This is a genomic window from Rhizobacter sp. (assembly GCA_021153565.1).
Lineage (GTDB): Bacteria > Pseudomonadota > Gammaproteobacteria > Burkholderiales > Burkholderiaceae_C > Albitalea.
Genome location: JAJKJU010000048.1, coordinates 1 through 10559, shown reverse-complemented (window position 1 = coordinate 10559; position 10559 = coordinate 1). Strand labels below are relative to the sequence as shown.

The 10559-nt window shown below is 61.7% G+C and carries 4 protein-coding genes and 1 pseudogene; 4 read left to right on the top strand and 1 reads right to left on the bottom strand.

Annotated features, from left to right (window positions below):
- Nucleotides 1-547: 547 nt before the first annotated feature.
- From AC30NL_RS03475 to AC30NL_RS03460, 4 genes are all read left to right on the top strand, one after another.
- The gene (locus AC30NL_RS03475; protein WP_489462618.1) at nucleotides 548-2068 is read left to right on the top strand and encodes a hypothetical protein; all 1521 of its coding nucleotides are present in this window, start codon (nucleotides 548-550) and stop codon (nucleotides 2066-2068) included.
- A 57-nt stretch (nucleotides 2069-2125) separates the two neighbouring features.
- Entirely contained in the window at nucleotides 2126-3526 is a 1401-nt protein-coding gene (locus tag AC30NL_RS03470; RefSeq protein ID WP_489462617.1) for a hypothetical protein, read from the top strand.
- A gap of 16 nt (nucleotides 3527-3542) precedes the next feature.
- A complete protein-coding gene (locus AC30NL_RS03465; protein WP_489462616.1) occupies nucleotides 3543-7979 on the top strand; it encodes a molybdopterin cofactor-binding domain-containing protein in 4437 nt (1478 codons plus the stop codon).
- Nucleotides 7980-8279: 300 nt separating this feature from the next.
- Entirely contained in the window at nucleotides 8280-10067 is a 1788-nt protein-coding gene (locus AC30NL_RS03460) for a GmrSD restriction endonuclease domain-containing protein (RefSeq protein ID WP_489462615.1), read from the top strand.
- 227 nt (nucleotides 10068-10294) lie between these two features.
- On the opposite strand, the pseudogene AC30NL_RS03455 reads toward AC30NL_RS03460, so the two are convergent.
- Nucleotides 10295-10559 (bottom strand): annotated as a pseudogene (locus tag AC30NL_RS03455) (hypothetical protein); the annotation flags it as partial.

Below are 10559 nucleotides of genomic sequence, written 5' to 3'. Positions count from 1 at the left end.
GAAAAGTCACGGCCTGCTACCTGCATCGAAAAAGAATAGGGCGAATCGGTCCCCGTGTCCAGCATTAAATGTGGGACACGATCAGCCCTCTGGGAGAGGGCTGGGGTGAGGGCCGTGGGCGGTGAATAAAGCCATCGGTTGCCATCACCGCAGCCCCTCACCCAACCTCTCCCCAGAGGGGAGAGGAGCCAATACAAGACCTTGAAAGGTGTGAGTCAAAGATCCAGTCGGCGCGCCGAGCCATGCCCGGGAGAGAAAGTCCGCGACATGGCACGAACGACCGCAGAACATCTCCTGCCGACCTGCATGCAACTGATGACTCGGGGTGTGGAAGATCAGCATCGGCGAGCAGTGCTCCGCTTGTGAACGAGCGGACGATGATAGTGGTGAAACCGACGGCCACGACTATCGTCACGTCGACCCATACAAACCCTCCCCTGTAAGAACATACGGGTGGCCCTCCCCCTGCGATTGATGTGGAATAGCCGCGCCGGCCCGACAGTGAGCATCGGGCCGGCATCCACAAAAAACGCTCAGGGAGACCTTTATGCGCACGCCTTTCGAACTGGGCGGTTCCAGCCATTCACTTTCGCTCTGGAGGCGCTCGCGCTTCGTGCTGCTGATGGTGACCTGCCTTCTCGCCAGCGCCGCGCAGGCGCAGCAGCAAGTCAGCTATGCCGCACTGAAACCCGTGCTCCGAGGCGACATGCCTCGCCAGGTGCCAGAGTTCCCCTTCGCTGCCTACCCCATCGACACCCGGCCGATGTTCGACACCTTCATGTGGCAGAACTTCCTTTCTGTCGTGTGGCCGTCGCGCCCCGAAGACCATGGCGAGCCTTTCCGCCCCAACGATCCGGCCACGTTCCAGCGGGGCTACGTGAACGGGTTGCAGCCGGCCTTTCTCGGATGGAAGACGGCCAACGATCTCTATCCACAGGACGGCTCAGCACCCGTCGCGTGGGACGCCGGCAGCGCACTCACCCCGTGCAAGAACATTCCCCTCGACGACAAGCGGCCGGTGCTGATCAACACCGCGAAGTTCGGCACGGTGGCCGATGAATTGAATCAAGCGTTTGCCGGTCCGCTCATTGATCAGACGGGGCTGCTGACACGCTACGAGGTTCGCGTGAACCGGGTCGAATACGACTACGTCCGCTCGAACAAGTACTACAACCAAGCCGATTGGCCGAAGAACGGCGTGCCGCCCATCTACTTTCCGGCAAGCTCGGCGACTCAATTGGGAGCCATCGAAGTCAAGGCGGCGTGGCGCGATCTATCTCGGGTCGAACCGCGCTTTCATCCGCGCTTCTTCAACATGGAAGCGCTGGCAGTGCAGCCGGGCACCTGCAAGAGCACGCTACCCGACGGGCAGGGGCGCGTCACCGACTGCCAATGCTCCGCGATACGCGTGGGCCTCGTAGGTCTTCACATCTCGCACAAGGTGGATCGCTTTCCGCAATGGGTTTGGAGCACCTTCGAGCAGGTGGACAACCTGGGTGAAGACCCCAGCATGCCGCCTGGCATGAAGCCGTCCTACTACGACGGCACGCGAGCGAATCCGGCAGACCATCCCGGCTACAGCTATGAACCCGCACCCGTCAATGCCTACGCCCCGTCAACCGCGGCGCAAAAGCCGGTGAACGTTGCGCGCCTGTCGCAGATCCCATCCACGCCGGCCGCGCTGCCGACGACGCAGATCAACACCAACTTCCGTCAACTCGTGGCCGGCACACCGTGGGCGAACTATTGGCTCATCGGCACGCAATGGTCGACCTCGCCGACAGTTCCGGCGGGGTCGCCACTGCAGCCGCCGTGGGCCAAGACGAACCAGCAAGACTTCGGATGCGAAGACGGCACGCCCGCCACGGTGGGCGGCATCGCCTTCCCTGCGTGCCAGGTCGCCAACATCACGATGGAGACCTATCACCAGCTCGACAGCTGCCAGAACTGCCACCAGGGTGCGCAGCGCCTCGGCGGGGACTTCAGCTGGACGCTGGTGCAGCGGGCCTACAGCGCACCGGTGCCGCCAGCCACGCCTGCGCAGATCAATCGCTTCAAGAAGCAGTAGCGCTTGCGCACGGCGAGTGCGCATTTGGCTTGATATTGATTTTGATTGGAACCCTCGATGAACCACCAACACCGGTTGACCATGGCCTGCCTGTGCGCGGCCTTGCTGCAAGGTCTTTCACTGCCGCTTCACGCGCAGCCCACCACGGCCGAGCTGGCCTTCAAAAGCCATGTTGACCAGCCGCCCCCGGGCTGGACCGGACCCGTGTTCAAGCTCAGCGACCAGTACCCAGCCACATCGCCCGGCTGCCCTTCGCCCTGGCTCAAGCGCAAGGTCGATTTCAAGAACGCCAGATGGGACAAGGCATGGGAGGCCTACATCCAGGACATCGTCGACTATGTCAAGGAAGGCCAGGAAGTCGACCTGCCCAACGAGACAGGATGGCGAACCGCGGTTGCGGGCAGCACGCGCTGGTTCCATGTGCCGTGGATGGCCTTCGACGGACAGCGCGGGCGCGAGTTCGTGCATGGACTGACCAACGAGCTGTCGACTTCGGAATCGGTGTTTCGCCCGGGGCGGGGCTCGGGCACGCATGTGTTGCCGGGCGTGAAAGCAGTCAACGGCGTCGACCCCTTGTTCGAGACCTGGTCCATCGGTTTCTACAACCCTTGTGGCGGCGCATCCATCGGACAGCAATGGCCAAAAAGCGGCGACCCCGACACATACAAGGATGCGAAAAGCCGCCTGCTGGCGCGCGGCATGCCGTTTCCTGAAGGCACGGTGGTGGTGAAGATTCTCAACACCACCGCCGACGAGCGCGACGTGCCCTATCTCAAAGGCTCGACCACCTGGCAGGCGAACGGGCACGTTCAGGAAAGCCCGACCAAGTATTCGACTTGCGTACGCAAGGTGCGCGACGTGCATCTGGTGCAGATGGATCTGGCCGTGGTCGATCTGCGCTCGCCCACGCGCTGGGTGTACACCACCCTCGCCTACGACGGCACGCTGCCCGGCAAGACGGTGTGGGACAGGATGAAGCCCATTGGTGTGCAGTTCGGCAGCGACGGCAAGACCTTTCCCGCCGTGCCGGAAGCCAAAAGCCGCCCACTGCACGAGACCGCTCTGTCGCCGATGAACATTCCCGAACACTACGGCTGCAACAAGCGCCTCGCCGGCATCGTCGACCAGGCCGATTCGAGCTGCGTGTCGTGTCACATGGGCGCGTATGCAGCAGCGCCGGGCGTGGTTCAGGTGCAAGGCACGAACGTGCCGGCCATCTTCAACTATCCCGGCATCTGCACCGAATTCAACAAGGCCAACAGCCAGTACTTCTCGGACTATTCGTATCCGTCCGCCTACCCTGGCAGTACGGGCGAAGTCGCGGCGGCCATTCCGCTCGATTCGTCCTTGCAACTGCAGGTCGCGTTCGCGCAGTACGCGGTCTACAAGAACCCGCAATTGCCACGCACCTGCCCCGATGCAGGTTCTCCATCAACATCAGCCAGCGCACCGCGCTGATCAGGGAGAGACTTCCATGACCACCCTCACCGCCCCCGTGCCGCCCTCGTTGCTCGAAGGCTTTGCGACCGACCTCAGCTTCAGCGTCAATGGTGTGCCCATCGTCATGCGCGACGTCGATCCGACTGCGCTGCTGGTCGACTGGCTGCGATCCCCCGACGTCGGCCTGACGGGCACGAAGATCGGCTGCAAGCAAGGCGGCTGTGGTGCGTGCACGGTGGTCTTGTCGCACTGGAACGAGGCGACGCGCAAGGTCGAACACAGCTCGATCAATTCGTGCCTGCGGCCGCTCGCGTCGCTCGACGGCATGCTCATCACCACCGTGGAAGGCACGGGCAGCGTGAAGGCCGACTGCATCAGCGAAGTGCAGGAATGCCTGGCCTTGAACAATGGCACGCAGTGCGGCTACTGCACACCGGGATGGATCATGAACATGACGGCAGCGGTGGCTCAATGCGGCCGCAAGCCGGGCACCAAGGCGCAGATCGAAGAGCTGTTCGACGGGAACATCTGCCGCTGCACGGGCTACCGCCCCATCCTCTACGGCTTCAAGAAGAGATTCGCGTCGGACTGGAATCCGGTGGTCGACGAGCACCATTGCATGACCTGCATCGTCGACCCGGCAGAGCAGGTGGGCGAGGTGGCGCCGGTGAACATCGCCTTCCCGAACGCGCTTCAGAAGCCGCCGCGGCCGGTGGCCTATGCGGTGGACGGGTACCGCTGGTATAGACCAGTCACCCTCGACGGCTTGTTGAAGGTGCTGCAGCAGTTTCCAGACCGCGCGAACGTGCGGCTCGTCGGCGGCAACACGTCCATCGGCATCTATCCGCGCACGGTCGAGAACCCGCATGTCTTCATCGACATCGCGCAGATTCCCGAGCTGCGCGACATGCGCGGCACGAGCACATCGCTGCGGCTGGGCGGTGCGTTGACGTACCGCGAACTCATTAGCGTGCTCGACGACCGCATCGCCGCGACGAGCGAGGCAGGCGAAGCAGACAAGGCCTCGCTCCCGGCCTTGAATGCCCTGCGGCACATGGCCGGCCGCACGGCAGGCACCATCGTGCGCAACGCGGCCACGCTGGCCGGCAACACCATGCTGGTGGTTCGGCATGCCGAAGAAGGCGTGCCGTTTCCATCGGACTGCTTCACTGCGCTGGCTGCCCTCGGAACCAAGGTCGCCATTCTCACGCCGAGCTGGAACGTGCCGCGCGAGATGGACCTGCTGGACTTCGCGGCGCAATGGCAGGCGTCGCCCGACTTGAAGGCCGGATGCGTGCTGGTGCGCTACGACGTTCGCATGAGCGGCAAGGACGAGTACGTGCAGACGTACAAGACCGCCTTGCGCGAAGTGAACGCGCATTCGATCGTCAACGCGGGGCTGCGCGTTCGGCTGGATGCACGCCAACGCGTCGGCGAGGCTACGCTCGTCTTCGGCGGACTCACGCCGGTGGCTCAACGCATGCCGCTCACCGAGGCCGCGTTGATCGGCCATGAATGGAACCCCGCAACGCTGGAGCGTGCCTTGAAAGCCCTGGGCAGCGAAGTCGACGCGCTGTTCGAACGCGACGCCGCGCGCTATGCGCAATTGCCGGATGAAGGATTCAGCCGCGAGTACAGGCGGCAACTGGCCGAGTCCTATCTATTCAAGTTCTACGTCGAAGTCAGAAATTGGCGCCACCTGCCCGTGCCGCCGGCCGAACGCTCTGCCGCCGACAGACCGGTGCGCCCCGTCTCGCACGGAACGCAGGCCTATGTGAAATACCCCGCCGAGTACCCGGGCAACCTGCCCTTCATCAAGATCGAAGCCTATCTGCAGACCACCGGCGAAGCGATCTACACGCATGACATTCCCCTGCCGCGGCGCGGACTCAACGGCGCGCCGGTTCAAAGTACGGTCGCCCTGGGCAGCTGCGTGTACGCAGTGCCGGGCATCGATGGCCCAGCGACGCCGGCCCAGGTGCTGGCTGCATTGCGGCAGAAGTACCCGAGCGTCGTGGACTATGTGACGGCCATCGACGTGCCCGGCCCGGTCTTCGAAGGAATGGCCGGAGACGACCCGGTGTTTGCCGTGAGCGTGCAGGTTTCTCAATGCCCGGACGGCAAGCTGCCCGCCGACTACGACGTGAGCGCACCGATGTGGCTGAGCGGCTTCGGGCAATGCATCGGCATGGTGCTGGCTGAAAACGAACAGGTGGCACAGGAAGCGGCCTGGATGCTGCAGAACGACCTCTGCGTTTTCAAGGCGCAAAAGCCTCTGCTGGACATTCCCCCCACCGACGTGGAGCGCAACAGCATCGTATTTCTGGACAAGCCGGCAACGGCGCCGTGGTATTCACACATCTGGAAGATCACGCGCGAAGGTTCGCACCTCGGCTGGGTGCCGCCACGCGAGCCTGACAAGCCCGACCCCGTCGAGCCCGTCGTTGCCAAGGACGTTCAAGTCCCCGACGGCAAGCATGGGCTGGTGCGCTGCACCCGGGTGTCGAGCACGCAGAAGGTGGGCAGCCAGATTCATTTCTATATGGAGACGCAGTCCACCTTTGCTGAGGTGCTGGAAGACCGGCAGATGTGCATCCATTCATCCACGCAAGATCCGAACACCGTGCAGGGTGGCGTGGCATCGGCGCTGATGCTGCCGCTGAACAAGGTCGACGTGCGAGTGCGGCGCGTGGGCGGAGGCTACGGCGGCAAATGCGGCCAGTCCGTGTTTCCGGCGGTGATGGCTTCGGTGGCCGCGTGGAAGACCAATCGGTCAGTGAGGCTTGCGCCATTGCGCCAGGTGGATACGGCGATGTTCGGGCACCGGCACTCGGGGCTTGGCAACTACAACATAGCCATCGGCGACGCGAGCAATCCGGCGACACACGGAAAGATCACTGGCTATCAGGCGGACTATTGGCTCGATGGCGGGCGAACCTATGACTGTTCGTTCGTCATCAGTGACTGCATGTCATTGCGCAGCGACTCGGCGTACAGCATTCCCAACTGGAATTGCGTGTCCGATGTGTGCCGTACGAACAAGACCACCAACTCATCGATGCGCACGGTGGGCATGCTTCAAGGTGCGCTGATCGTTGAAGATGCCATCGAGGCGGCGGCGCACAGTGTGGGCATGCTGGCCGAAGACGTGCGGGCACTCAACCTCTACATGCCGGGCGAGACCACTCCATACGGTGAACCGCTCCCCTCCTGCTATATGAAACAGGTGTGGGACTACACGATGGAGAAGTCGAACTTCCGTTCACGATTGGCGGCGGTGGAAACCTTCAACGCCCAAAACCGCTGGCGCAAGCGCGGCATTTCGCTCATTCCCGTGAAGTACGGCTCGGGCTTCAACCTCACCATGCTCGAACAAGGCGGCGCGTTGATCGAGGTGTACGACCAGGACGGCACGGTGCTCGTGCGGCACGGCGGCATCGAGATGGGCCAGGGGCTGAATACCAAGATGGCGCAGGTAGTGGCTGTGGCGCTGAACGTGCCGATGGGCATCATCCGCGTGGCCGAGAACGACACGGCTGTGGTGCCCAACCCTGAGAGCACGGGCGCATCGACGGGCACGTCGTTCAACGGCAAGGCGGCGCAAAAGGCATGCGGGGAATTGCGCAAACGGCTCGAACAATTCTGCTTCAGGCTGTTGGCTGCCGAGGGCGCGGACTGGTGCCGCAGCAAGCACGTCAACTTCTGGGACTATCCCGAAGGCTGGCGAGCCACGGTGCCTGACAACCCCAAGCAGACCTTGTGGCAGAGCATCGTGTCGCAGGCTTTCGCGCAGCGCGTCAATCTGTCGGCGCAGGCGCGAGTGCGCATTGTGGGTGGAGGGAAGTCCGACACGGGGTTGGAATTCAAGATCGTGGATGGGCAGCCGGCGACAGAGCCGGTGGACTATTTCAACGGCTATACCTTCAGTGCGGCCTGCACGGAGGTGGAGATCGACGTGCTGACTGGCGAGACCACGATCTTGCGATCGGACGTGGTCTATGACGCGGGGCACAGCCTCAACCCTGCGGTGGATGTCGGGCAGGTGGAAGGCGGATTCGTGCAGGGGCTGGGGTATGTGACGAGCGAGGAGTTGACCTATCAGCCGGCCGATTCACCCGTTACGCCGTCAGCGACTCGGCCGGCGCCGGGATCGCTGTACACGGTCAATACGTGGGAATACAAGCCGCCTGCGGCGCAGAGCATTCCCGTTGAGTTGAACGTGATGATGTTTCCGAGGGAATTGGCGCCGGCTTCGCCGGATCCGGGGGATGTGCTGTCGTCGAAGGAGATTGGGGAGCCACCGATGACTTTGGCGGTGTCAGCGTTCTTTGCGATTAAGAAGGCGGTGATGGCAGCAAGGAAGGATCGGGGGTGTGAGGGGTGGTTTCAGATGGAGGCGCCAGCGACGGTGGAGAGGGTTCAGGAGGCGATCTCCCAGGTCGGGTTCCGCAAAGCTGCCTCAGCACCATGAGGGCCATCACGAGATGACGATGGGCAGTCTCGATTGCGGGAACAGCAAGCGTTTAATTCGACGGACAAATCACCGGCGTTTGTCCGCCAATGTGAATCGGGCTACAGCTTGCAGCATTGTTGCCTCGGCGCATCGTCGCTGTTCGACCCACAGCCGACATCGGCCTTACCTCATTAGGCAGCCGCAAAGCCGACGTACGCTGCTAACGTTTGACGGATCAAGTTCCTCTGTAGACCCGCATCGGGTCCAGGCCCGAGTCGGGCCTGACGGTCCATCATCGCGAAGAAAGGGGGATTCAGAATGGCGAAGTATTCGGTGACGCAGTCGGCGGTTTCGCACCTTCTTGCGGAAGTCAAAAGCAACAAGATCGCGATTCCTGAACTTCAGCGCCCGTTCGTTTGGGACAGTGTCAAGGTCCGTGATCTCATGGACTCGCTCTACAAGGGGTACCCCGTCGGCTACCTTATTACCTGGCAGTCAGTTGGAGCGAAGCTCAAGGGCGGCCAGATTGCCGCTCATCAGCAGATCCTGATCGATGGGCAGCAGCGGGTCACCGCGCTGCGCGCCGCAGTCGCCGGCCTGAAGGTGATCAACAAGCGATACAAGGCGGTGCGCATCACCATCGCCTTCAACCCAATCACCGAGGAGTTCGCGACGCTGACCCCAGTGATCGAAAAGAACCCGCAATGGATCTCGGACATCAGCGAATACTTCAATTCGGTGTCGCCCTTGTCGTTCGCAGGTGCTTATCGCGAACGCAACCCCGGCGCCGATTCAACCTTCGAGGTCAATCTGGGCCGTCTCGGCAGCATCCAGAATGCCCAGATCGGGATCATCAACTTGGACGATGGCCTCGGCGTCGACACGATCTCGGAGATCTTCATCCGAATCAACTCGAAGGGTGTCCCGCTCAGCAGTGCCGACTTCGCCATGAGCAAGATCGCCACCTACGGGGACCGAGGTCGGAACCTGCGCAAGCTCATCGATTATTTCTGCCATCTGACGGTGGCGCCGCACGCCTTTGCCGACATCGCGGAGAACGACGTCGAATTCGCCAAGACGGCCTATCTGAAGCAGATCGGCTGGCTGAAGAACGAGGCGGAGGACCTGTACGACCCGGAATATGGTGACGTCATTCGTGTGGCCGGACTCGTAGGCTTTAGCCGCGGCAAGGCTTCGAGTATCGTCAGCGAGTTGTCGGGTCGTGATCCGGAAACCGGGAGGGTGGATGAAGGGCGCATCCCGATCGCATACGACAAACTCGAGCATGCGTTGCTTCACATCGTCAACAACTATCATTTCAACAATTTCATCATGCTCGTCAAGTCCGCTGGATTCATCACAGCGGGAATGGTGAACGCGAAGAACGCGTTGAATTTCACGTACGCGCTCTACCTCCGACTGCGTGATGACAAGGCTATGAGTGAGGGCAAGCGAAAGCGGATCGTGAAGCGCTGGTTCGTGATGTCGATGCTGACGGGGCGCCACTCCGGCAGCTTCGAGTCGACCTGGGAACAGGACATCCGGCGGATCGGCGAGCAGGGCGCCGCGAACTATCTCAACCAGATCGAGGAGTCCGAGCTTTCCAGCGCGTTCTGGTCAGTCACGCTTCCTGCAGCTCTGGAAACGACCAGCACGGTGAGCCCGTTCTTCCAGACGTTTTTGGCTGCTCAGGTGACCCGCAACGCGCGAGGCTTCCTGTCCAAGGGCATCACGGTCGCGGCCATGCACCAGCAATCCGGCGACATCCATCACATCGTGCCCAAGGACTATCTGCAAAAGAACGGCTATCCCGACCGAGGTGACTACAACCAAGTGGCGAACTTCGTCCTTACCGAGACGTCGATCAACATCAGCATCAGCAACAAGTCTCCGGCTTTCTACATGGCCGAAGTCGACGCCCAAATCAAGTCTGGTGTCTTGCGCCATGGTGAAATCACTGAAGCAGGGGACTTGGCGCGCAACCTCGTTGAGAATGCAGTTCCGTCCCACTTGAGTACGGTCGATGCAGCCTCATACAAGGCGTTCTTGGTCGAGCGGCGTAAGCTGATGGCAGCAACCATTCGTGACTACTTCCAAGTGCTCTGATTCCGGCGACCACAACGTTCGCAAGCATCGCAAGCCACGCGAATCGAGCGAATGAACCCAGGAAGAGAGTGGTCGCCGTGAGTCGCGGCGTTATAGACAGCGCAACCCACGTACTCGGGTTCGATGATGGCGGCGTTGCGAATCCGCTGGACGACTTGATCGCCACCTTCATCTGCACGTAGAGCAGACCTTAGAGACCGAGACCGTCCCCTCCTGGCCGCTCAGCGTCATCCCTTTGTTGACCAACCGGTCGCGACGCCGTTCGTTGCGACAACTACAAACCCTGTGAAATCTCGATCGGCCATGAGTATCTCTCCTTGCCCAACGTACTTCGCAACGAACTGAAGTGAAGCCTCGACAGTCAGGTAGTCGCCGATCTTCCGATGCACCTCTAGCCCAAGTTTGTCATTTGGCACTACGACCCCCAATGAAATCATTGACTTAGGACGATATGGCGGCGTGTATGGCACTACTTTTGTGTAGTGCCGGACG